Annotated in this window: 21 protein-coding genes; 7 read left to right on the top strand and 14 right to left on the bottom strand. The window is 44.9% G+C overall.

Translation table 11 applies throughout. The features are described from left to right. Positions 1-79: 79 nt before the first annotated feature. Positions 80-889 (bottom strand): AraC family transcriptional regulator, encoded by an 810-nt coding sequence (locus MD588_RS10515; protein WP_265697154.1) that lies wholly within the window; start codon positions 887-889, stop codon positions 80-82. An 81-nt stretch (positions 890-970) separates the two neighbouring features. Here MD588_RS10515 and MD588_RS10510 point away from each other — a divergent pair, with 81 nt between their 5' ends. Then, on the top strand, positions 971-2,158 hold the full coding sequence (locus MD588_RS10510; RefSeq protein ID WP_265697153.1) for an MFS transporter: 1,188 nt from the start codon (positions 971-973) through the stop codon (positions 2,156-2,158). Positions 2,159-2,262: 104 nt separating this feature from the next. Here MD588_RS10510 and MD588_RS10505 read toward each other — a convergent pair whose 3' ends face one another. From MD588_RS10505 to MD588_RS10495, 3 genes are read right to left on the bottom strand one after another with little or no spacing between them, the layout of a single operon-like run. Then, positions 2,263-2,577 carry a DUF1330 domain-containing protein gene (locus MD588_RS10505; protein WP_265697152.1) on the bottom strand — a complete coding sequence of 105 codons (315 nt, stop codon included), beginning with the start codon at positions 2,575-2,577 and terminating at the stop codon, positions 2,263-2,265. Further along, complete coding sequence (locus MD588_RS10500; RefSeq protein ID WP_265697151.1) at positions 2,564-3,190, bottom strand: short chain dehydrogenase; 627 nt, start codon at positions 3,188-3,190, stop codon at positions 2,564-2,566. Before MD588_RS10500 ends, MD588_RS10505 begins: the two co-directional genes overlap by 14 nt. A gap of 15 nt (positions 3,191-3,205) precedes the next feature. After that, positions 3,206-4,174: a haloalkane dehalogenase gene (locus tag MD588_RS10495; protein WP_265697150.1), complete on the bottom strand. Its 969-nt coding sequence runs from the start codon at positions 4,172-4,174 to the stop codon at positions 3,206-3,208. A gap of 192 nt (positions 4,175-4,366) precedes the next feature. Here MD588_RS10495 and MD588_RS10490 point away from each other — a divergent pair, with 192 nt between their 5' ends. After that, positions 4,367-5,227 (top strand): LysR family transcriptional regulator, encoded by an 861-nt coding sequence (locus MD588_RS10490; RefSeq protein ID WP_265697149.1) that lies wholly within the window; start codon positions 4,367-4,369, stop codon positions 5,225-5,227. 155 nt (positions 5,228-5,382) lie between these two features. On the opposite strand, the gene cspE is transcribed toward MD588_RS10490, so the two are convergent. The 5 genes from cspE to MD588_RS10465 all read right to left on the bottom strand — a co-directional run bounded on the left by cspE (position 5,383) and on the right by MD588_RS10465 (position 8,998). Next, positions 5,383-5,595, bottom strand: a complete 213-nt coding sequence (cspE, locus tag MD588_RS10485) for a transcription antiterminator/RNA stability regulator CspE (protein WP_265697148.1) — start codon at positions 5,593-5,595, stop codon at positions 5,383-5,385. A 400-nt stretch (positions 5,596-5,995) separates the two neighbouring features. Beyond that, positions 5,996-6,538: an RNA polymerase sigma factor SigZ gene (gene sigZ / locus MD588_RS10480; protein ID WP_265697147.1), complete on the bottom strand. Its 543-nt coding sequence runs from the start codon at positions 6,536-6,538 to the stop codon at positions 5,996-5,998. A 58-nt stretch (positions 6,539-6,596) separates the two neighbouring features. Further along, a complete protein-coding gene (locus tag MD588_RS10475) occupies positions 6,597-7,262 on the bottom strand; it encodes an SDR family NAD(P)-dependent oxidoreductase (RefSeq protein WP_265697146.1) in 666 nt (221 codons plus the stop codon). Between the two features lie 203 nt (positions 7,263-7,465). Further along, positions 7,466-7,996, bottom strand: a complete 531-nt coding sequence (locus tag MD588_RS26055; RefSeq protein ID WP_322784242.1) for a type II secretion system protein — start codon at positions 7,994-7,996, stop codon at positions 7,466-7,468. A gap of 285 nt (positions 7,997-8,281) precedes the next feature. Next, entirely contained in the window at positions 8,282-8,998 is a 717-nt protein-coding gene (locus MD588_RS10465) for a SecDF P1 head subdomain-containing protein (RefSeq protein WP_265697145.1), read from the bottom strand. Positions 8,999-9,393: 395 nt separating this feature from the next. On the opposite strand from MD588_RS10465, the gene MD588_RS10460 reads away from it, so the two are divergent. The 3 genes from MD588_RS10460 (at position 9,394) to MD588_RS10450 (ending at position 11,901) form a co-directional block, all read left to right on the top strand. Then, positions 9,394-10,449 (top strand): PTS fructose transporter subunit EIIC, encoded by a 1,056-nt coding sequence (locus tag MD588_RS10460; RefSeq protein ID WP_265697144.1) that lies wholly within the window; start codon positions 9,394-9,396, stop codon positions 10,447-10,449. Between the two features lie 23 nt (positions 10,450-10,472). After that, on the top strand, positions 10,473-10,787 hold the full coding sequence (locus MD588_RS10455) for a PTS fructose-like transporter subunit IIB (protein WP_265697143.1): 315 nt from the start codon (positions 10,473-10,475) through the stop codon (positions 10,785-10,787). Positions 10,788-11,058: 271 nt separating this feature from the next. Continuing rightward, complete coding sequence (locus MD588_RS10450) at positions 11,059-11,901, top strand: helix-turn-helix transcriptional regulator (protein WP_265697142.1); 843 nt, start codon at positions 11,059-11,061, stop codon at positions 11,899-11,901. Positions 11,902-12,029: 128 nt separating this feature from the next. Here the strand turns inward: MD588_RS10450 and MD588_RS10445 are convergent, their stop codons facing one another. Together MD588_RS10445 and MD588_RS10440 are read right to left on the bottom strand one after the other, a co-directional pair. After that, on the bottom strand, positions 12,030-12,824 hold the full coding sequence (locus MD588_RS10445) for a MurR/RpiR family transcriptional regulator (protein WP_265697141.1): 795 nt from the start codon (positions 12,822-12,824) through the stop codon (positions 12,030-12,032). Positions 12,825-13,075: 251 nt separating this feature from the next. Next, positions 13,076-14,143, bottom strand: coding sequence for a porin (locus MD588_RS10440; RefSeq protein ID WP_265697140.1), 1,068 nt, complete (start codon positions 14,141-14,143; stop codon positions 13,076-13,078). A gap of 524 nt (positions 14,144-14,667) precedes the next feature. Here MD588_RS10440 and MD588_RS10435 point away from each other — a divergent pair. Both MD588_RS10435 and MD588_RS10425 read left to right on the top strand, forming a co-directional pair. Beyond that, on the top strand, positions 14,668-17,124 hold the full coding sequence (locus MD588_RS10435; RefSeq protein ID WP_265697138.1) for a beta-mannosidase: 2,457 nt from the start codon (positions 14,668-14,670) through the stop codon (positions 17,122-17,124). A 762-nt stretch (positions 17,125-17,886) separates the two neighbouring features. Further along, entirely contained in the window at positions 17,887-19,902 is a 2,016-nt protein-coding gene (locus tag MD588_RS10425) for a DUF7151 family protein (RefSeq protein ID WP_265697135.1), read from the top strand. Between the two features lie 383 nt (positions 19,903-20,285). Here MD588_RS10425 and MD588_RS10420 read toward each other — a convergent pair whose 3' ends face one another. The 3 genes from MD588_RS10420 to MD588_RS10410 are packed head-to-tail and all read right to left on the bottom strand — an operon-like array spanning position 20,286 to position 25,020. Beyond that, positions 20,286-22,994 (bottom strand): glycoside hydrolase family 38 N-terminal domain-containing protein, encoded by a 2,709-nt coding sequence (locus MD588_RS10420; RefSeq protein WP_265697133.1) that lies wholly within the window; start codon positions 22,992-22,994, stop codon positions 20,286-20,288. A 28-nt stretch (positions 22,995-23,022) separates the two neighbouring features. Continuing rightward, entirely contained in the window at positions 23,023-23,469 is a 447-nt protein-coding gene (locus MD588_RS10415; RefSeq protein ID WP_265697132.1) for a PTS sugar transporter subunit IIA, read from the bottom strand. Positions 23,470-23,478: 9 nt separating this feature from the next. Then, positions 23,479-25,020 carry a PTS fructose transporter subunit IIC gene (locus MD588_RS10410; RefSeq protein WP_265697131.1) on the bottom strand — a complete coding sequence of 514 codons (1,542 nt, stop codon included), beginning with the start codon at positions 25,018-25,020 and terminating at the stop codon, positions 23,479-23,481. Positions 25,021-25,053: the final 33 nt, after the last annotated feature.

Genomic DNA, 25,053 nt, shown 5'->3' with positions numbered 1-25,053 from the left:
GCCATTACTATTTCACGAATATTCTTTCAATTAATCTTCCTTTCCCCAAAACAACAAATCTCCTCTCTCATTTAACCATTTATCGGAAATACTCCCTGGGTGAGCAGTCGAAGCACTGTTGAAAAGCATGAGCAAAAGCAGAAGGCGATGTGTAACCCACATCTAAGGCTACTTGGGTCACCGGTTTGCCCTTCTCAAGCAAAGTCAGTGAATGCAGTAATCTCAGCCTTTGCCGCCACTCTCGAAACCCCATCCCCGTTTCTGATAAAAAGATACGAGTTAGGGTTCGGCTAGACACCCCCAACTTACTGGCCCATTGCTGCATACTGAGATCATTTTCCGGACTGATCTGCAGCGTTTCCACCAATGTATCGAGCCTGGGGTCTTGCGGCATCAGCAACGATAGCGGGTCCTGAGGCTGGGCACTTAGTTGATCCAGCAGTACTGTCAACAGATTAAAATCTTGCTGTCTCCATTGGGTATCAATGTCACAGCGTTCAACCACAGCCAGTATCAATTCACGGGTCAAATTGGTAATGCTGAATACTTTGCAAGAATGCCCTAAATCTCCGGCTTGATCAGGTCGAAAATACAAACTGCGGAATTTAGCCCCATGCGGTGTATACGTCCTATGCACACACTCCGGAGGTAACCAAACAGCCCTTTGTGGAGGCACAACCATTGTCTGCCCACTAACTTCAACGTTTAATACCCCCTCCGACGCATACATCAGCTGATACCAAGTATGGCTATGAGATGTCCCTTGATGACCGGGAGGCATATCCACTTGCCTGGCCAAAACACGCTGCTCTCCTGCATCAGCAATCTGCGCATTTGAGCCTCGTTGTGATAAGCCTGCTTTTATCTCAGTCTGTCTTTTTGTCGGCATAAATTGGCCTTTTGTCGAAAGTAAGCCACAAAAATACCTGATAGCCTAATAAGCATCAAATCGTTTTTGGTTAGGAAAACAATGGATACAACAGTGCAAAACAAACCTTGGCAGACACCACAAACCTTCTTGATCCTTATCTCTATCGTCGTGCCTATCGCTTTTGCCAGCTGGCAAGCTTTACTCAATAACTTTGTTATTGAGAAAGCGGCATTTACCGGGGCGGAAATAGGTGTTTTACAGAGTGTCAGAGAGATCCCTGGTTTTCTGGCATTTACAGCTGTCTTTATGCTTTTGTTTATCAAAGAACAGAAGTTCATCATCCTGTCATTGGCCATGTTGACGACTGGCGTCGCAATCACTGGTTTCTTTCCTTCATTTTCAGGGCTTCTTTGCACGACATTACTCATGTCTGTTGGCTTTCATTATTTCGAAACCCTGAAGCAATCTCTGTCGTTACAGTGGTTGTCAAAAGACCAAGCCCCTGAAGTTCTCGGTAGGCTGATATCTATCGGAGCCCTTGCCTCGCTCATCACCTACGGCTGCCTCTGGATTCTACTAGAGCAGTTTGCGTTAGACTTCAAATGGGTATATCTGGCGGCCGGCGCTATATCGTTAAGCCTGGTAATCTTCATCTGGCTGGGCTTTCCCACTTTCGAAGCCAAAACCATTCAGCATAAGAAGCTTATTTTACGCAAGCGGTATTGGCTCTATTACGCGCTCACCTTTATGAGCGGTGCCAGAAGGCAAATATTCACTGTTTTCGCCGGTTTCTTAATGGTTGAAAAGTTTGGCTATTCCGCAGCCGATATCACGCTACTGTTTTTAATCAACTATCTGTTCAACTGGCTATTTGCCAAAAAAATCGGCCAGATTATTGGAAAAGTAGGTGAACGCAAGGCGCTGATCTTCGAATATCTTGGCTTGATACTGGTCTTTGTCGGCTACGCGTTTGTTGACTCAGCCGAATGGGCAGCAGGCTTATACGTTATCGATCACCTGTTCTTTGCTCTGGCCCTGGCCATTAAGACCTATTTCCAGAAAATTGCCGACCCGGCTGATATTGCCTCAACCGCTGGTGTCGCCTTTACCATTAACCATATTGCGGCTGTCGTGATACCGGTTTCTTTCGGTTTGCTATGGCTGGTTTCACCCGCAAGCGTCTTTTTTGCCGGGGCCTTGATGGCAGGCGTATCGTTAATATTAGCCAGCAATATCCCCTGTCAGCCAGAGCAAGGCAATGAAGTAAGAAGGCTAAAGTGGGCTTAAACTAATATCATTAATCGCAAAGAAAAAGCCGCCTGATGTAGAGAGGCGGCTTTACTTATCCGGTTTGCATCATTAGCTCAAAACTCAACTTGGTGATCAGCACCTTAATCAATGGCAACCGAGAAATTGCTGTCAATAATATCGGTTCTTAAATGCTTTATCACCAGATACTCATTTGAATTCAGACAATCCTTAAGATGCTGCATAGATGGAAACCGAACCAAAGATAATTTAGCATCCAAGCCTGGCCATCTCCCTTCCAGTAAATCGACCTTCTGCTCAGAATTACCGGCTACCAATACCTCTGCACCATAAGCCTTAAATATAGGCATCGCCGCTTGAGCGTAATCCATTAAAGAGCCGTGCCCATGGGGCAATATGGCAGAAGCGACCAAGTAAGCAGGTTTAGGCTGATTCATACTGCCCCTCTACCTTCCCCTTTACGGCATTAAATACTTCGCCATTTTGCAGGCCATCAATACTTGCCTGGTAATAAGTGGCGACATCACTGGCGGGAATGCCTGAGCTGCTATCGATACCCCACTGCTCCATGGTTTCTTTCACCATGCTTGGGCTAACCGCGTTAATTCGTTTACCGTCCTTTAGCTCCAGAGCCGCCGTGACTACAAACGCATTCACCGCAGCCACGCCCATGGCGATGGCAGCCGTGCCCGGCATTGGATGGTTAGATGCCTGTCCTGAGGTAAGCGTAATCGAGCCGCCCTCATTTAGATAATCCAGCCCGATACGCACCAAGTTAACTTGGCCCATCACTTTATTATTTAAGACTGTTTGGTAACCGGATTCCGGCATATCTTCCAGGCTACCCATTTCACCATTGCCCGCCATGCTAACAATGGCATCAACTTTTCCTACTTTTTCATACAGGGCTTGAATAGACTCCTTGCTCTCAATATCTACCGTATAATCACCCTGGCTATGCCCGACAGCAATTACCGAATGGTCTTGTCGTAAACGGCTGACGACCGCCTTGCCAATAACGCCGTTTGCACCAATTGCTAAAATTTTCATGTTGCCTCCACTTACTTAATATTGAGTTTGCTCTAACCAATTGATGACCTTTTCTGCCAGCTGTTGAGATTGATCTTCTTGTAAAAAATGCGATGCATTTTCAACGGTGATATGGGGCTGCCCTTGCGCACCACTAAAGTTGGCCTGAAATTTCTTGTCGTAACCTCGATCGGCTAAGAATGGGTCCTTATCACTAAACAAGGTAAGAACGGGTTTATGCCACTGTTTTAGCTTTTTCCAGTCCGCATTAACCTGATCCAACTCGGATGCAACAATTTCAGGCATCTTTCTTGGTGCGGCATAGTATTCTGCTGTTGGGAACGGAGCATCGTAAGCCTGCATCTCAGCAGTACTTAGCTGCCTTGTGGTCAGTGTTTGAAGAATTTGACCAACCTCTAGCTGATCTGCATGCCGAAAATACCCGGCCCAATTACCGTAATTGATATTACCGGCAAGTTTTTGGACACTTGGCTTACCAGCCATTGCAGCCATCAGCTTAAGTACTTTGGGCACCATAAACTTTTCCAGACCAGTCATTTCAGCAAGTGCAGTGTTGGAAACTACGAGGCGCTCTAACCACTCAGGCTCTTGAGCCAATACTCTCAAACCAATCATTCCACCCCAGTCCTGCATAAAAGCAGCGGCATTTTGGATCCCCAGCTGACGAACAAAACTAGTCATCCAGCGAACATGGCTGCCGTAAGAATGGGCGTCGCTAGAAACAGGTTTGTCAGATTTACCAAAGCCGATTAAATCTGGCGCAATTACCCGATACCCGGCATCAACAAGCAATGGCACCATGTGCCGGTACAAATAACTCCACGATGGTTGGCCATGGAGCAGGAATATCGTTTTTTCGTTGTCTTTGCCTTCATCGATGTAATGCATTCGCATACCATCAACATCCATATAATTTGCTGAAAACGGGTAATCCAATAGGTTTGCAAACGCGCTCTCTGGTGTTCTAAGGATCTGCTGATTCATGTCCACTTCCTCATTGGTCTAATATTTTGACCACCCTGTATACTCAAACGAGCATCCTGAAGTCGTTTGGGTATAAGTGCCCCTTGGTTCACGGGAATTAATACTGGGTGCGATTGATGAAGCTAACTGTATTCAATAATAACGGCCGAAAAAAGCATAGCTTTTTGACTAACACGGTCATATTATTAGGCCATGATTGCACTAGAACATTTACACGTTATCAACGTGATCTACCAGGAAGGCAGCTTTCGCAAGGCGAGTGAACGGCTATTTAAAGCTCGTTCCGCCGTATCATATTCAGTAAAACAGGTTGAAGAGTATTATCAGATTGAAATATTTAGTCGTGATACCTACCGGCCGGAACTGACGCGCAATGGCAAAATATTGATTAATAAAATTCAGCATTTGCTTAGTGAAGCCAATGATTTTGATATGTTCGCCCGTCAGATGAACAGTGAAATTGAGGCCGAACTGCGCATCAGTATTAGTGCAATATTTGCCATGGACAAGGTCACGCAATTACTGGACAGACTTAAACACGAGTTTCCCAAAACGATTATTCATTTGGACATTGAAACCGCATCTGGCGAACGTATGTTGCTTGATGAGTTGGTTGATATTGGTATTTATGGTGGCTTTGAACAGGATGCAAGAGTGCAGTATCGCTGTATAGATCACTGTCAGCTACCAGTATTCATTTCTGATCGCTTTCCCTTGGCTGACAAGAACAATTTCAGCCAAGCCGACCTGATAGCGTACCCGCAAGTCGTCGTTAAATCTTCTTACAAGACAAGTCCTGATTCTGGTATCGTGAAAGATGGCATTCAGTGGTATGTATCTGATCAAAATACAAAAAAATCACTCATCTGCAGCGGTCTAGGCTGGGGACGATTGCCGATACATGAAGTTAAACAGGAAATTAGGGAAAAGAAACTGATCCAGCTAAATAATCAAAAGACGATGGAAGTCCCTGTTTATGTTGCCAAGCTTAGCAACAAAGCCCTAGGCCCCGTAGGCATGATGGTCTGGAATTTCTTTGATGATTATGTGTGAAAGCCACGACATACATCTACATACAGTGTGACAGCGAAACCAAATATAGAACAATGCTCAATAGCAAGATTGTAATTGGCACTCATTAGTTTTTATGACTACAAAACAGAAAAGGTCGCCAATGGCGACCTTTTTTATTGTCTTTACGTTCAGACTTATAGTGCTACAACATTTGCAGCTTGCAGGCCTTTCTGGCCTTGCTCAACTTCGAAGGAAACCTTCTGGCCTTCAGCTAGCGTTTTAAAGCCTTCTGAAGCGATAGCTCGGAAGTGAACAAACACATCGGCACCACCGTTATCTTGAGTGATGAAACCAAAACCTTTCTCTTCGTTAAACCATTTTACTGTGCCAGTATTTGAATTAGACATATGATGCCCCTTATAAAATTTCATGAATAAACCGCGATAGCGCGACTTGCTAATCTATTGAATTATCTAATGTTACGATAAATATAAGGGAAACACATAAGTGCCATATGCTAATACATAAGCAGCTGAAGGTTTAACTTGTACTTGATGTTGCATTCAATAACTCTCTGTAGAACTGCGGAAGATAATAACAGCTGGTTATTTTTTGTACAGTATATTTTTCAAGCTATATTCTCCTTGCGACATGCCTTCTCGTATTCAGATATCTCGCAAACTCCTAAATATCAACGTATTAATAGTCACATATAACGTCAGAATACTTGATTAAATTATTTTAGCTAAAGCGCAGTTCTCGCTAAGCATGCTAAGAGAGTCAAAACTTACCATCGAAGGCCTTTTATCAGCATTTTCCGCAACCTTTTGATTTTGCATCACAGTCAATAACCCTACCATGTTTATCAAGCGAGAGATGACAACAATCTTCGAACAGTCTCCGTAACTCCCCCCGGCTTTTCTGCACCCTCGATTTAAGCGTGGAGTAGCTAATACCCAATGCTTGCGCATACTCTTTTTGTGACTGGCCATGTATATCAATCGAAGTCAGTAGTTCTGCGCTTTCTTTTGGTAAAGCGCTAATAAAAGGCCCGATGCAGGGTGACAGGGCATCTTCTAAATTAAAGCCAACATCTTCATACCACAGCTCATCCACCTGCAGATCGCGTGATCTGCCCTTCTCCCGATAGAAATCAATAATGGCATGATTAGCAATTTGAAATAACCATGACTTCACACTGCTCTCTGACTTAACCGTATGCAGGTTGTTATACGTTTTAATCAGGATATCTTGGAGCAAATCATCGACATCTGCAGTATTGGAAATTTTGGAATGTAAAAAAGCTTTGATCGCCGTTTGGTAATCTTGCCAAACCTGCTCAATCTTCATTTGGAACTCCATACAACTAACGCTTCGCCAAATTTTAGCAATGAAAATGCTATCTTAGTTAGTTTCGGTTAATCGTAATGTCAGAAACAAAACCGTGTTCTGTCGCCATCAGCGCCTGCTTTAACATTACAGCGGCTTCGTCTGCTGTCATGAAGGTCGAGGTATCAAGGTCTTTGCCGCTGGTTTTCCAAAACTCCGTCGCCATGCCACCAGGATAGACGGCAATGAGCTTCATCGGGCTGCCCTTTAGCTCCAAACGTACTGACTCAACCAAACCACGTACCGCCCATTTCGCCGCACAATAGGTAGACTCCCCTGCTTTAGCAACCTGTGCCGCTGTCGACATCACAACCACAACATTGATCTTATGATCTCGATAACGCTGAACAAGCTCACGCAATAGGAAGATTGTCGAGGTGACGTTATTGTTGATCAGCTGGCTAATGGCCTCAGGATCTTGTTCTTCGATAGGGCCAAAGTAGCCACTTCCTGCACAGTGGATCACAGTATCGGGCACCTGATCCAAAGCGTCCAGCAATCCCGAAACATCATTCGCTTTACAAAGATCAGCCGGTTGAACCTGTACGTTTCCCGACAGATTTTCGGCCACGCTATCAAGACGTTGTTTACTTCGTCCAGAGAGCAACAATGGTTTTCCGTCAGCGTCATACAAATACGCCAGTGCAGCCCCTAAGCCGCTACTTGCTCCGGTAATTAAGATCATAAAAAGCCTTCAAAAGTTGATACTAAATCTACTAATAATACCGCTTAGAAAGATTTGATGCTGAGAGAGGGACAACCAATTAGCTGTGTATCACATTAATCGTGTTGCAGCCCAAAGGTAAATTGAAGGTTCTTGACAGGAAGAGGGAAACCTCTTGACTACGAATAATAATCAAGAGATTCACTGATAGAGTTATGTGCCACTTAGCTACATTCAGTAATTTCGAGGGTATACGTGCCCTTTGAGGTGTCCGGCAAGTAATTGATATAGCAGCTCTCAGTTTTCAGAACAAAATCATTCACACCACCAGGTTTAACATTGGTTGTCGGAGTAATGTTCAAGCTGCCATTATCGCCATAAACCACGGCAAAATCATCTTGGTCGCGATCACCAATGCCATCAACAAGTGCTGGTAGCGTATTTAAATCCGCAGCTGGCACCCCAAAATAGAATACACAGCGCTCACAACCACTGATAGGGATATCTTTGCCAGGAACAACAGTTTCGCTACCTGAAATTTCGCCAATACGGGCAATACTATCCATTCCGGCGACTGCAAGCTTGCCATAAGCAATCCCAATCGCGCCGTTTAAGGTTCCCATCATTCCCTGCAAGGTTGCGTTTCTTGCATCTGTTTGAAGATTTAAAAATCTTGGTGCAGCCGTGACCGAGAGAATCCCGAGAATAACAATGACAATGACAAGTTCCAGTAACGTAAAACCCTTATTCTTCATTTCAAGTACCCATTTTATATTCAATCAACTGCATTTTGGCGCGGATAATACCGTATAACGCCCTGCCATAAAATGGGTCATTACCAACTCATACAAAAAAGTCAGGCCTCTAAATTTCGCTGGAAGTGATAGACATCGGCACCATCTTTAACGCGATATAACTGCGCCTGCCGTTTACCCGTCACCGCCATCTCAGCCACTTCTTCAAACATATTTGATGCTTAGTAACGGCTTAATGGAGTACTTCGACCTCCAGCGTCAAAGCAATTCTCTCAAGGTTCCAACTCACGGCTGATCCGGCAAGGAAATCTGAATTTTCGAACCGATTTCTGACCGAATTTGCACAGCATTAACAATGCTCCCGTCAACAGCTATCGCGAGCCATTGGTTCACATTGCCTCTAGTATGTTGTTTGAGCTTTTCAGCTCCAATCGCAGTTAATTCGGTTTCAAGGCAACGAGTAGCGCCTTCGCAATAACGGATATACAGAAAATCATTGCTATCAATAATCGGAGCTTTATCAAAATAAATCGGACTATTGTCGTTATTGAACACTAAGCCACCGTCACCGGGTTTCGCTTGCTGGTATAGCGAGACAGCCAGACTCGGTTCAGCACTGACCTGCCAATCATAGAGTGGCGTCTTTTCATCAGCCTGAAATGTGACACCATTGCTCTCACCCGATGGCATTATTAGCATACCAGGCAGCGTGAAGCTCGACTTGGCCTCACCAATTGTTTCGATCAGAGTAACATCTATATACACAGCTCCTTCGTCCTCTTCTTGCAGGCTATAACGGACGGATTCTTTATCATTTAAGAAAAATGTTTTAGATGATTGCTCTGTCATATTGAATGAATGACTTTCGAGTGTTTTTCCATCTTGGCTCAATGTCGAATCAATATAATAGCTGCCCGCATAAGCAGAACTCGCAGCCGCCACAATCACAGTGCTTAACAGTGCATAAAGCAGAGGTTTTAAACTCTTATTTGTGTTTTTCATAATTCACCATAGATAAAACTGAGCTCAGTAAAGCACCCAATAAATAAAACATTGTTTCATTCTAGCATGTGCGACTCTCTGTAAAAATCCAAAATTTACAACTGGATTTTTCTTCGCCAACTGGACTTTTAATCCCTAAATCATTCTGATATTTATATCCAGCCTACCACACTGTGATCCCCTTCAAACTCAGCATGAGAGCTGTATCACATCTGCTATTGCTAGATACAAATGTCCAGTTAATGCCCTATTTCTCCAATATATTCCCACTCAGTTCAGCACCATAATTACTGCTAACAAAACAGCGAACATTCGCAATGCTTACCTCAACCTAATGTGTTTGGTGCTCGCACCAACTGAAAAAATAAACCATAAATGGAAATGGAGTGATTCTGATGAAAACCAAAATTTCGGAGTTAAAACGACATCTCTTGACTGGTACCAGTCATATGTTGCCGTTTATCGTCGCCGGTGGTGTATTACTTGCTTTATCAGTCATGCTAAACGGTAAAGGCGCTCAACCTGAAGGTGCCTTCCTAACCGGTATCTGGGACATGGGTATCGCAGGCTTTACTCTGTTTGTACCAGTATTAGGCGGCTACATTGCGTATTCCATTGCTGACCGCCCAGCACTGGCACCGGGTATGATTGGTGCCTACCTTGCCAACCAGGTCAATGCCGGATTCCTTGGCGCGATCATCGTCGGCTTTATCGCTGGCTATGTTGTCCTGCAGCTGAAGCGTATTCCGCTGTCCAATAAACTAAAAGCGATCTCGACTTATTTCATCCTGCCTATCGGCGGTACCTTTATTGTCTCAGGCTTGGTTATCTGGGTCATTGGCTCACCTATCGCCATGGCAATGGAAAGCCTGAACCTCTGGCTACAAGGTATGGCTGGTGCATCGAAAGCCTTTCTGGGCGCCATTCTCGGTGGTATGACAGCCTTTGATATGGGCGGCCCAGTTAACAAAGTCGCCACACTCTTTGCTCAAACCCAAGTCGGTACTCAGCCATGGCTGATGGGCGGTGTCGGTGTCGCAATCTGCGTTCCACCTCTAGGCATGTTCCTGGCTACCCTATTATCACCCAAACGCTATTCACCAGAAGAGCGCGAAGCAGGTAAAGCAGCAGGTATCATGGGTTGTATCGGTATTACAGAAGGTGCAATTCCTTTCGCGGCTGCCGATCCTTTACGTGTCATTCCATCCATTGTGCTTGGTGGTATTGTCGGTAACGTTACCGCCTTTATGCTGGGAGTTCTCAACCATGCCCCTTGGGGTGGCTTGATTGTGCTACCTGTCGTTGATGGCCGTCTGTATTACCTATTAGCAACCGTTGCAGGAGCCTTAACTACAGCCCTTGTTGTCAACGCACTTAAAAAACCAATCACTGAACGCGAAGAGAAAACCCAAGATGCTGAAGAAGACAGCCTTGAGTTAGAGTTTGATTAATATAATTTGTTGGGAGACATCACATGAAAGTACTAGGCGTAACATCTTGCCCATCTGGCGTTGCACACACCTACATGGCAGCAGAAGCACTGGAAACCGCAGCAAAAGATAAAGGCTGGGAAGTAAAAATTGAAACTCAGGGCTCTATTGGTATCGAAAACGAAATTACAACAAACGAAGTCGCCAACGCCGACATCATTATTCTGACCAAAGATATCGCGATCAAAAACGAAGAGCGTTTTAAAGGAAAGAAAATCGTTCGTGTCGGTGTGGCTGACGCTGTCAAGAAAGCACCTCAAATCATGGATAAAATTGCTGCACACCTTGCACAGGCCTAAGCCTAAAGCATTGTTATCATGAACATTACGAGGCTGACATATCAGCCTCGTGATTAATATGAAACTTGATACATATTTCGTAAAATGGCACTAATGTAACATTTTACAGAACAATATATCGCTATAATACAAAGCCTAGGGTGCGCCCCTAATGATGATACTCACAATAAGCAGAGTAATGATTAAATTACCGATAAAAGAGAACGCCAAAAAAACTAACATGAAATAAAAAATGCCGTTAAAACGGCTTTATCAAAGACAAAAGACACTAATGAAGAATACCTTCTCTGACCTACTCGACAATGCAATCTCTGACAGTGATTCCTTCAACCAAATTTGGTTTGCAGGCGACACAACACCGCCCCCAGAAGCCAGTTACCAAGTTAACTTTCCACGCCTAGAGCTTGTATTCAATGGGCGTTATGAAAACCAGCTCGAAAACCATCAACAGAAACTCGACAATATCTTTCTGGAAAATGGTGATGCTTTATTCATTCCAGCCAACGCCTGGAACAAACCTAGCTGGAATCATGAATGTTCTGTACTCAGCTTACTGTTTGGTAAAAGTCAGCTCGGCCTGAGCTTGGTTAGTAAGCATGAAAATGAAGAAGGATTCTATGATGTAGTGAAATACAGTGTGCCGCAACGCACTGGACACGCCATCGATCACATCCTGACTGCATTGACCACCTTGGCGCATGAGAAACAAAAGCAGCCTGTCGATAAATTTTTATTGCTAGCCCTGCTTAGTTACTGCAAAGAGATGATTGAAAAACCATCTGAAGATACCAGCCGACGAAGTGAAGATTTATTCAAGGGGATTTGTATCTACGTGCAGGAGAACTTCCACCGTAACATTAACCGTAATACGGTCGCTGCGCGGTTTAATATTTCTCCCAATCACTTATCACGCCTGTTTCGCCAAGAAGGCCACATGCGCTTTGCCGATTACATTTCATGGGTCAGACTCGAACGAGCAAAATTTATGCTTAAGCGTTACAACTTCCGGCTTGAAGAAGTGGCACAACGCTGTGGCTTCCACGACTCCAACTATTTCTGCCGGGTATTCAAACGAAAAACCGGTAAAACCCCAACCGAGTATCGCAGCTACTAAATGCAAGCTCGGTTACAGTGTGGTTACTGAACCTAATTCCATCTTATAAAAACTATAATTACTCCGGACCTTGCCCGCGAGCTACGCGGGCTTTTTTTCTAATATCACCCTAGGGTATGTCCCTAACCTTAGCTCACAAAAGGCTGCTCGGTCACAACCCAGTTCTGTATGGTGTCCCGATAGTCGTATACGTATTGGTAATAGATATGATCGATCGCCATCAAGATCGGCATCTGTCCAGAGATCATGCCGGTAGACTCCTCACCGTGCAGCGATGCAGTCAACATGGTTGCATCTGCAATATTCACTAACTTCGACTTCTCATTGGCAGTTATACACAGCACCGTAATGCCTTTACTTTTCATCTGCTGAGCATAATTGATCATCCGCTCATTCTTGCCTTTGAGCGTCAGAAGGATCACCAACGCACCCGGCTTTAATATCGAGCTCACCATCTGCATCGAGTCGCTGTCCTGTACGACCTCTATATATTTTCCAAGGCGAGTAAATCGAAACTTAAAATCAGCCCCAGCCAACGCACTGTAGCCCGAACCAAAAACATGGATAACATCATGCTGGTTGATCGCCTGGCTGAACCGGGTGGTTTGAGCCATATCCAACCGCTTGTCAAACTGCTGTAACACATCCACATAGTCATGGTGCAGGCTGCTTGGTTCGACACTCTGTTGCGGTTTTTCTTCGTCTAACTGCTGCTGATAGATGAACAAGAACTCTTTGAAGTTATTCAAGCCCACTTTTTTACAAAACCGCGTGATTGATGCCGTCGAAACCCCGATTTCAGCAGCCAGTTCTTCGATATTTCTAACCGGATTACGCGCCAAAAAATAATCAGCAATTTTATTGTCGGTACTAGTGAATTTTATCCGAGCATATTCAAAAAGCAGTTGGAAATCTTTGTTCATCATCTCGTCCGTGTCTAGGGATATAACCAGTTCAAACTTAATTATTAGAATTAGGCAGTCCGGTTCGAGATAGAACTCGCTGCCACTTTAAGTAACTTATAACGAAAACAGTTTCATCACAACCACGACAAATTAAAAAACGCGGGGCAATACTGAAAAAATTTACACAAAGGAAGGGAAGCACACTAGTTGGACAGAAAATGTGCTTCCCAGGGGTATCTAGAGAGAGGTTATTGCAGTAAGTATAATAATTAGAAGTAGTACTCAAGTCCAAGTCGCGCTTCAGTAATATCAGACTCGTTGATTTCCATCGCTTTCAGGCGCAAATACACCAAGGCATTGTTGTCGATAAAGTAAATCGTCTGGCCAGAAATCACATGATCAGCCGTTCCATCCACCTTGTTACTATCAATTTCAAGATCACTATTGGCGGCATAACCTAGCTTAAACTGCCAATAGCCTATGTTGTACAACGCGCCCACCGAATATGAAGTTTGATCTTGCTTATCACCGATCCGAGTTTCAATGGTCCCTTGCCCGGCATCACCATTGTCATAATTTGAATAATCTGCTGACATCACCTTATACGCACCAAAAAGACCGATCCCATTTTCGAATGCCAGCTCAAAACCGGTCAGATAAGTCATATAGTCCGAAGTCGCCGACAGAGTTGACTCGGTATCATTATCTTCCAGTTCGACTAAACGGCCAGTTCCGTATTCATAACCCGCATGTAGGGTTAACGGCCCAGTATTATAGTGCGCCGCCGCGCCATAAAAGTTACTGTCAGAGTCATTCGGATTATTACCTCGACCTGCCGCCAGAGTCATGGTGAACCCTGCCCAATTAGGGCTGTCCCAGCTAATCTGATCCGACTGTCGACTATAGTTAGCACCACCATCAATATCAGAACCCCAGTCAAAAACATTACCTAAACCAGGATTTGAGTAAGGCCAGTCAATAATGCGGTATAGTGGCGTATCAAAACGGCCAAATTTGACTAACCCCCAACTGTCATCGGTAAAGCCAGCATATGTATCACGGAGACCAAGCTGACCATCTCCTTCGTTATCACTCCAGCCTACGTTATTACCTTCTATTTGCCAGACTAGTTTAGGCGCCCTTGCCATCTCTTTTGTGCCGCGAAAACCAATTCGAGATTCGTTCTCAATACGGTTTACCGTATCCTTGCCATCTTCAGCAAAGCTATAAGCAGAAATTGCGACCTGACCATAAAGCTCAATGGCATCATTGGCCATTGCAGGAAACGTTATAAGAGAAGCAACAACGGATGCGGCGAGTAAACTTTTTCTAAACATGTTAATTCCTATATGTTCATTATTTAACTGCCATTGCTAGGCAAAAGGTATTTCATAAAATGTGATAACTTGACTGTAAAACTAATTACTAGTTCTCAAGATTAAACAGCTAGATTTAAATCAACAGTATGAATCATACTTTTTCGGTACAATGGCCAATCATTACCGTTGACATACCCAATTAACTTCAAAGTTCTGAGTATATTAAGAGCTACTTAATTGACACTCGTTCATTTAGTGTCATTATTTTTGTTAGCAGCAATATACAAACCAGATGATTAAATTGATATTGGACATTTATCTGAAATACAGGACAAATGAACACTAGAAATAGAAATATGATCAAACGCATACTTTTACGTTTAGTTATTAAGAGTATGTACAGGTGGTATCTGTTAATACAAACACACAAAAATACAGTTCTGGTACATTTATCCAGTATTTAGTTCCTTTATCGTCTCTCTATATAAGTTGTTTTAAATATAATAAAAATTAACACCGAACAATTAATTAGGAATTTATTGATGTCGACTCTATTACTTGATGGTGAATGGCAACTTTCTTCACCCCAGCACCCGCATATTTCTATCCCGTGCCAATTACCGGGCGATATTCACTCTGCGTTGCTGAGAGCCGAAAAGCTCCCCCATCCCTATCTCGGCTGTAATGAAACCGAGGTCCAGTGGGTAGGCGAGAGTGACTGGCGACTAACACGTACTCTTTACTTAGATAACGATACCCTTTCCGCTCAAGCAGTTGACCTTTGCCTAGGCTTTGTCGATACCATGGCTGCAATTCGAATAAACGGAAAAAACGTTCTTCAATGCACCAATATGTTCCGTCAATACCGCCAAGATATTCGCCCTTTTCTGAAGTCGGGTGAAAACCAAATTGAAATCGAGCTATTCCGCAATGACCAAGAAGCAGCCAAGCAGGCGGAAAGGTTGCCGTTCCCAGTGCCATGGGCTGTGGGCAATAACCAAATTCCACATATGAATACCCTGCGTAAAACCCAGTGCCATGCAGGCTGGGATTGGGGAATTTGTCTGTTAGTCAGCGGGATCTACCAGTCTATTTCGCTGATCCCGGTTCATCAAACCCGACTGCAGCATGTCAGAACCACCCAGCAATGGCATGACAACGGCAGTTGCGATCTCACCATCACCACCCACTATGAAGTACTTACACCCAGACAAGCTCAAACACTTCAGGTTGAATTTGACCAGCAAAGCCATGAGATTCACCTACCTGCTGACTCAATCGGCAAACACCAACATCAATACCAAATCCACATCGCTCAACCCAAACACTGGTGGCCGGCAGGCTATGGCCGTCAGCACCTCTACCCGCTAAAAGTCAAGCTAAACAACCACACCATTGCCAAGAAGATTGGCCTTAGAAAGCTGGAGCTAGAAACGCTCAACGATGACATCGGCACTTCAATGACTTTCAAAGTAAACGATGTTGCAATTATGGCCAAAGGTGCCAACTGGATCCCGCTCGATGCGCTGCCCGCCGAGCATACCGACAAGCGCTACCGCCAACTGCTTGAAGATGCCGTTGCGGCAAACATGAATATGATCCGTGTCTGGGGTGGCGGCATGTACGAACATGATATCTTCTATGAACTCTGCGATGAGCTGGGACTGTTGGTGTGGCAAGATTTGATGTTTGCCTGTGCGCTTTATCCATCCACTCCTGAGTTTTTGCAAGATGTCGAAGCCGAAGTCAGGGATCAAATTCACCGTCTTGGGGATCATCCGTCGTTGGCATTATGGTGTGGTGACAATGAAGTCATCGGTGCTATCGGCTGGTACCCAGAGTCAAAAAACAACCGCGAAAAATACGTTGTGAACTATGACCGCCTAAATCGAACCCTTGCGACTGTAGTTGAGCAGGAGGATCCAACCCGACGTTTCTGGGCCAGCTCCCCATGCAACGGTGAACTCGACTTTGGCGATGCCTGGCACGATGATAACAGCGGTGACATGCACTTCTGGGATGTCTGGCATTCCGGAAAATCCTTCGATGCCTACCATAGCGTCAAACCACGGTTCTGTTCTGAGTTTGGCTTCCAGTCATGGCCCTCGCTACCAACCGTAACAACTTATGCTGAACGAGACGACTGGAACGTCACTTCGCCCACTTTTGAACAGCACCAGAAAAATAGCCGTGGTAACAGCATCATCACCGAAATGTTTACCCGCTATTTCCGCTTTCCTAACAGTTTCGAGAATATGCTTTATCTGAGCCAGGTTCAGCAAGCCCTGGCCATTAAAACCGCCAGCGAATACTGGCGCGCACATAAAGCACACTGTCGCGGCATTCTCTATTGGCAATTGAATGATTGCTGGCCTGTCAGCTCCTGGTCGAGTATTGAGTACACCGGACGCTGGAAGCAACTTCACTATCATACCAAGCGTTTCTTCGCTCCCCAGTTGGCAACCTTTATCAAAGACGAGCAAGCACTTACTCTACATCTAATTAGCGATAGCCAGCATGATATTCAGCTAGAAGGGCGAGTATTGCAAATAAGCTGGGAGGGGGAAGTGATCAACCAGTGGCCGATCAACGTGACCATTGAAGCCGATCAGGCAATGCCAGCATGGCAGCTTGCCAGCACAGAGTATGACAACGAAGCTAAAATTAGTTTCTTCCACGTCATATTGCATACCGATGAGCAAGTTATCGAAAACAGCTACTACCCTGCCCTGTTTAAGCATGCCGACTTGCAGAAAGCTAATATCCAGTGGCAGATTGAATCTGACGAGCAAGGCCTGCTTGTAAGTCTAGACTGTGATGCCCCTGCATTGTTCGTCCACCTTGAATATGAAGGTTCAGGCAGATTCGATGACTCAAGCTTTACCCTATTGCCATCTTCTCTTTCTGGAGGTACTAAACTCGTTCGCTACACTGGCCCTGCCAGCAAACAAGAACTCGCCCAGGGCTTAACGGTATATCATCTGCGCGATACTTATTAAATCATCGTTGCTTGCCCTGTCAATCGGTTCGCAGGGCAAGCATGATCGATTTGCACCTTCTGCTGCTTACATTTTATGGGCGATTACTGGAAAAACTGGTTTCTAAGCATCTATATAAAGGTACAAAGGCCAGATTAGCCACCGTAAAACTTTGGTCAATGATTAAGACAAGCCTGAGGGTTTATCTGTATAGGATGAATTCTACGCGCTTGCAGCCTAATTGTGTCTGAAAATCAGTATGCTTGTAGTTCGGCATAATTGAGCGACAAGACCCTCAATGAAGCTAACACCTCAATATTTTGCTCGGTAATTGTGAATCAACCAGCCTTTCCTAGTCGGCTGTTCGGTTCACCATTTAGTCAAGAATGTGATGCTGCAAGCTTGGAAATACATGAGCGACGTCAATCAATTGGCGCAAATACATTGAAATTCAGTATGCATAAGTGTTAAATGCACCCGATTTATATAAAACAAATACAATATGCTTTAACAGTGTGCTAGGGAATATAAAATGAAATTAAAGCCAATTTTTAACCTTTCGATCGTAGCAGCCAGTATGGCACTCGTTATCGGTTGCAATGATTCATCTTCAGATACACCTAAAATTGAAAAAGAAACAGTTATAACGGACAATCAGACACCTTCCACCCCTTTAATTCTTACGAGAAATTACCAAGTGGTAATGCTCAATGCCCAACAGGTGGAATTAAAGTTATTTCCGGGTTAGACGAGAACAATAATGATGTTCTCGATGAGAATGAAATGCTTGCTCCTCAATATGTTTGTAACGGCCAAGACGGTGCCAACGGCCAAGACGGTGCCAACGGCCAAGACGGTGCCAATGGGTATAACGCTTTAGTTGCTATAGTTTCAGTTGCACAGGGCGACAATACTTGCTCTATTGGCGGCCAACAAATTCTTGCAGGGCTGGATATCAATCGTAATAACATATTAGATCCAGTAGAGGTAACTCAGGCGAGTTATATCTGCAGTAATGGGGGAATAGTAACAAAAGAACCCATTATTAATGCAATTTCAGCTTCTTCATCGATGGTATTACCAGGCGAAACAGTTGAACTCAATGCAACCATTTCTAACCTTTCACCTTCCGATAAAGTAATTTGGAAAACAGCTAAGGGGAACGTTCTTCAACCTAAAGATCCTTCACGACCCCATATCATTGAAGTATCAGTCAGTTCAACACCAGGACAAGATGAGTATGTACTTTATGTGGAGCAGACTGATAATGAAGATAATGTAACTGTTCAAACAAAATCGGTATTCGTTACAGTTGGTCAATCAGCAACTCAAACCCAAGCTGTAGTATTAAGCACACAACAAGTGTTTTTGCCCGAAGGCTATAGTGTCAAGCCCGTGAATGGTGACATTACTGGCACTGTAATTTACGGAACTCCTGTTACCCAGCCAGTGGCGAAATTCAAAGCCAAAGTAGCTATCCCGACCCCAGAACATGTTGAATTGGTAGGGTTTGTTGCTGAACGACCTTCGCTAAATTCAGGTAACACCGCTGATGCGATTCTAGCTAACTCTATTAACTCCATTGCTAACGTATTAACAGGTTCAACTGTATCCCAATTCTCAAAAACAGTGCTTGAAAATGGTGATGTCTCTGCCAGTTATAATATTACACTGCGCAGCGGTGAAGAGAAGAAAGCCACAGAGCTATTAGAAATTTTGCTTCAACAGATGGCTGTCAATAAAGTTGGCGGTAACTTAGATGATCTGGTACCAGCATCTACTGAAATCGCAGTCAATGAGTTCCAATTAGATGTTGTACTTAGTTATGATGCAACCAAAGACACTTTGGTAATGACCTCCACACTCATTGCTAAAGATAAATATACGCTCTATTCTGATCTCATCTCTTCGACAACATCGGAAAATGTCATTGCAACAACCGACTCAGAGCTTAAAATCCAGAATGATACATTCACTGCTGTTGATCAAACGGCTAACCAGGCAGACTTCTTATTCGTGATTGACAATTCCGGCAGTATGGGTGACGAACAAGATGAAATAAGCCAGCTAGCTCAGAGCTTTAAAGATACAGTGGCAAATGCTGGCATTGATTTCATGGTTGGCACCATTACCACCGATTCAGATACATTACGAGGAAATGGATTTACCAACGATGTAGCTCAAATCGAAGCTGATTTAAAGCCTGGCACCAGTGGTAGTGCTAGAGAACGAGGCATTTATTGGTCTGAAAAAGCATTACAAAGCGCTTCTCTTAGTGACAGCGAGGACGGAACTGTCACTGCTGCGGGTTACCCGAGACCAGGAGCTTCCCTGTCAGTTATTATTATGAGTGACGAAGAAAGTCAATATAGCCAGTACAGCAATAACCGTGCAACGTTTGATGTTAATGATAATTTATTCGTTGACAGAGGATATCGAGTATACAGCATAGTCGAACCAAACGTGGCTCAAAGCAGCCAATATGATGATCTTGCCACAGCTACATTCGGTACCGTTCTTAATATCAATGAAAAATCCGAATATACGATCTTCATGGATACGGTTGCCAATAATGCAGGTGCTACAAGCGCAGGCTATAAGTTATCTCTTGCGGAAAATAACAAAATATTGTCATCATCAATTTCAGTATCAGTGGATGGCGTAAACACGCCACGTGACTCAAGTAACGGCTGGCAATACTATCCATTATCTCAGTCAATAGTATTCACAGGCAGTAAAATACCGACACAAGGTTCAGACATTGTCGTCGCATACCAATATGTATTTGTAAGCAATTAAGCACTGTTTTTCATCCAAAGCCCCGAGATAAAAGCCTTGGGGCTTTAAACATCTTCACTGGTTTGTCGAAAACTGAAATGGAAGGTAATGATTTTCATCAACACTAATCATTTTCAACAAGAGTGACCTTTACTTCATGGTGCAAGTGATATGTATATAGTATGTTTAATCACTGCACTTTTTATCTCAATAGCAAGAAGTTGAATTCTCAATTGCTTTATTTTTATCTTCCTAATAAATAATATAATTGGGCTTCATACAGATTCTAAGAGTTTCCACAAAACCGTCAAAAATATCATCAAAATAACCATTACCAGGCAACTTATATATAAAAGCCGGCACTGGGTGCCGGCAAAAACAGGTGGAACTAGAGAGGTCACAAATTACTTAAACCACTTAAAGGTTCTAATTTGTTTAGCGGCAAAACCATCCAAACTAAATTCCTCTCCATGAACTGGATAACGCTTTAATTCCTGTTCAAGCAGATCTGTTTCAATCAGGTGCTTCAGCTCTGCCTGGAAAATAATTGATCCCGGCTGTTCAACCGCGAATGAATTCGGGTTATACAGACGCACCACATAACCATCGCCATCATCGGCAGGTTTAATCGCACTGACCACCAGCTCTGGACAGTCAAAGTGATAGCCACTGAAATTATCAGGAATGGAATGCGACAGCGGGTGCATTACAAAGTACTTTAAAGTATTGGTGAACTGATTCAGAGACTGATTCTGATAGTCCAGTACGTCAACGGCATAGTGCTGCCAAGTACGTTGCACCGATGCAGGTTCAAACTTCGACTCAATCACCAATGCACACTCAACGTTCAGCTTGCCAAGCAACTGGCTATCCGGTGTCGGGATGTACTTGAACTGTTGACCCGATGCAATACCCGGTCGCCGCTGTAAATTTGGCTTGCCCAACCAGCCCACCGAACGGAATAAAGTCAGAGCCAATTGGTTCTCAGCCAACACCTCATACTCCTTCACACCTTTAGCTAGCAAGGTCAAGCTGGTGCTCTCGTCATGCATATTGGCAAAATGCAACATCGGATAAATTGGACTTGGCTCTTCTTTCCAGTCCGCCTCGCGCCAATCTTTCAGGTGCGCTGGTACATTTGCCCGCTCAACCACTCCAAACGGCGTATCAGACCAGGATGTTTGAGTGCTAAACGGTCCCGTGACCACAAGCTGCATCCGGTGATCGCCAACCTGATTATCTAACTCCGCCTCAATCTTAAGCGGACAGTTAGAGCCAGTATGCTCTTGTCCGTCGCGTACCTGTTCTAACCGGAAAGCCAGTCGATACCCAACCCCGCCATTACAGGCTCGCTTGGCACGGGCATCCAAATCTTTAGGCAGCGCCCATGTACCCTCAACAAACAAGGTTTGAGAATGCCCCCCTTTCTGTACCGAGAATAACGCTTGCGACCAGTCGAGCGTCAGCAGCCAATCTTTCTCCGGCGGAGAATAGTCATAGGTATCGCCATCATCACCCATGTCAATCAGGCGAATGCAGTCATGCCACCAGCGTTGCTGCTGTTTATCCAGCAAATTTAGCTGGCCATCGCGATAAACCAACTGATAGCGGCTATTTTCAATTTCCAGTTCCAACAGCCCTTTTTCGACGGCTGTTGATAGCGGCTGTTTAGGATTCTCTTCAGACTTATCTTGTTCACAAACTTGTTGCTCGCAAACTTGTAGGCTAACAAAACCGGAGGCCGGCAGCGGATAGCTCAACTCGATATCCGTCTGATAATAGTAATAGTCGGGATCATTATCAGCCTCATCCCGCTGGATACTGCCGCGGTAGGTTTTCTCTACCTGAGTTATATCGAACGACACGGGATTGCCTTTTAGATCACACAAGATAAAGTCCGGGCTCTGAGTTGAAATCGTCACCTGCATCACTTGATTGCGTGGATAGGGCAAGGTGTTGAACAGTGTCAATCGGCCATCAATTCCGCCCTGTTCGGCACTTGGTTGTGATTCGGCTAGCTTCCGTACCAGATAATCCACCGCAGAACCTGACATCTGATCCGCCTGCTCATAACGAGACAGAATGATCTTGTTGGTCTTGTCGGTATTACAACCACCAGCACTATCATGAGCATGATTGCGCATGATCACTTTCCAGATGCTGTCGACAAGCTGATTCTTTGGTGCAATGCCCAAGGCGTCCGCCATCACCATCAAAGGCTCAAGCTGGTAGCTCAAACGACGCTCTATTTTGTCGTTAAGGTACTTATGATCATATCGCGACGAATAGATCGAGCGATGGATCTTGGAAACCTGACCGTCAATGAACTCACCGCGAATGCAAGGCAGAGCAAGATCTTCCTCGGCCAGTGCATCAAACAGCTGCTCATAACAACTCTCGACAATCTTATAGTCAGAAGTCGCCTGATCGCTAAGCGCAATGCGCTGCTTAATATTCAAATCAATGTAACGTTGATCCCCCCCCAGAGGGATTGCAATATTATTCGCGATTGCTCCTTCTTCGGCCTGATGGCATAGCGGCGTCGGATCATCAAAATCAATCAAGTACGAGCCAACGAAATAGCCATTCTTGATGTTGTAAGCCAACACCTCGCTGCCGTCTTCGCACTGCCATTTAAACTCGCGGCTCTGGCAGATATCGGTCGACAAACCGCGCCAAAAGACGGTTTTATCAATGCCTACCCCCTGGTAGATCTTCGGCATGTCGATACTCTGGCCAAACGAATCGGGCACATACCCTATCTTCATCACTGGTCCATATTGCTCACCAAGCCTGATACCTGCTACCAAATTTCGGACAATTGACTCGCCTCCGACTATCAGCTGATCCGCTTGGGTATACCAAGGGCCAATCTTTAACTTGCCCTGCTTAACCAAACGCATAAACCGTTCGGTCTGCTCCGGACAGTGTGCCAGATAGTCTTCGACAATACTCAGCTGACCATCTAGCAGGTACGTATCGCTCTTACCGTTTTCCAACCCACTCATCACTTCATCCATATGATAGATCAGCTGGATCAGCGACTCATGTGTCGAGAAATACCACTCGAAATCCCAATGCGTATGCGGGATGACGTGAAATGCTTTTTTCATAGCTACTGCTCACTTCAACGGCTGGCTATCATGCAATAGCGGTCGCAATCACATCTTGAACCTGACTCGCATCACCTTGCTGCAGCGTCTCGCGGAACGGCTTTCTCATCATGCAACGTGACAGCTTGGTCAGAATACGGATATTACTTTCATCCCCATCAGCGGGAATACTCAGGGCAACGGCTGTGTCCACCGGTTGTTCGTCCATGGTTTCCCATTCGATTGAATGGCTAAAACGAACCACAAACAACCCTGCATACTCGGCCACCTCGTTCTTACAATGTGGTATTGCCACTCCTCCCGTAAATCCAGTACTGGATTGCTTTTCTCGGGCAACCAAACCCTCTTCATAGGCTTTGGCATCCGTCACGTAGCCTAAGGCCTGTGCCTGCGCAGCAATAAAAGCAAAGGCTTGCTCTTTGGTCTTGGATTCAGCGTCAATCAAAATATGTTCAGGTTTAAATACAGCTTTCATCATGAATCCTTAATTTGCTCGTACAGGTTGTTGTTCAGTTGCAGTGTCTTGTTCTACCGTGACCTGCGCCGTTTCAGTACCAGTCTCGACTTCTATCGGTTTGCGCCACAGGCCGATAATGACCGCGGTCAGCGTAATGCCCGCGAAGGTACATAAAATCCAGGTAACAAATGGGATTGGCTGCTCGATATAACCGACAAACGTACCCAGCGGAGAACCAATACCACCGTAAAATTTCACGTCAAAGAAGCCAACCAAACCACCCGCCAATGCCGAACCGGCTACACTGGCAGTGATCATCTGCAAAGGATGAGCAGCAGCAAATGGGATAGCCCCTTCGGTAACCCCGACAATCCCCATACCAAAAGCAGAGTTTGCCGATATTTTCTCAGTCGCGGTGAACTTGTTCTTGAACAGGTGAGAGGCAAGAAAGATGCCCAGAGGAGCGACAGAGATCGCCACCTGTGCAGCCGTACCCGGTACAAAGTTCGCGCCTTCAATACCGTATTTCGCCACGGTATCGGTAAAGACTGCCGTACCGAAAATCAGTGCCGTTTTGTTAACCGGGCCACCAAAGTCGAAGCCAATCATCGCCCCAATAATGGCACCAATAATAAATGTCGACGCAGAGTAATTGGTGGTCAGCCAAGTCAGCCAGTCATATAGTGCGCCCATCCCCGAAGCAATAGGCCCGCCAATCATGTACTTCACCACAATAGTGATAAAGAAAGTCGCAATCAGGGGAAGGATCATAATAGGAACAAGTGGTTTAAGGATTTTCGGCCAGCGAATCTTCTTAAGGTAACGAACGAAGTAGCCGACTAGAAATGCCACCAGAATCGCCGATAGGAAGCCGCCACCAGTTTCCGTTCCAAGAAAACCGGCATCATTGGCGATATAGGCACCAATCATTGCCGGGGCAATTGCCGGACGAGAAGCAATTGAGTTCGCCACAAAACCAGCAAACAACGGGATCATCAAGGTAAAGCCGACCTTACCGACCTGGAACAGGTGATACATCAGGTCACCAAGTGGATCCGACTGGTCAAAGCCCCATGCGACCATCCTTCCCATGTCATCTTTCTGGAAAGCAAAAATGTTGGCGATGGCCAGCAGCAAACCTGCCGAGATAACCATCGGCACCATATAGGAGATGCCGCTCATAATGTGCTGAATAAAACCATTTTCATTGGTTTTGCCGAGGGTAATATTACCAACTTCAGTCCCCTTTGCGCCAAAAACGGTGCCTTCTTTGATTGCTAACTCAACCAAGGCCATCGCATCTTTAATCGCCACTTTCGGACGGGTTTTATACACCTTCTTGCCCGCAAATCGCGCCAGATCAATTTCGATATCGGAAGCAATAATCACCACATGTGCCGCAGCAATGTCTTCCTCGGTCAGAATGTTCTCGGCACCGATTGAGCCTTGGGTTTCAACTTTAACTTTGAAACCATGATCTTCGGCAGCCACTTCAAACGCTTCTGCGGCCATATAAGTATGGGCAATGCCCGCCGCACAGGCAGTTATTGCAACAACGGTGTGACTCATTTAATGACACTCCTGTAAAAAATATTTGTCCGT

Source organism: Photobacterium obscurum, assembly GCF_026191635.1.
GTDB classification, from domain to species: Bacteria; Pseudomonadota; Gammaproteobacteria; order Enterobacterales; family Vibrionaceae; genus Photobacterium; species Photobacterium obscurum.
This window is presented reverse-complemented; position numbering and strand designations above follow the sequence as displayed.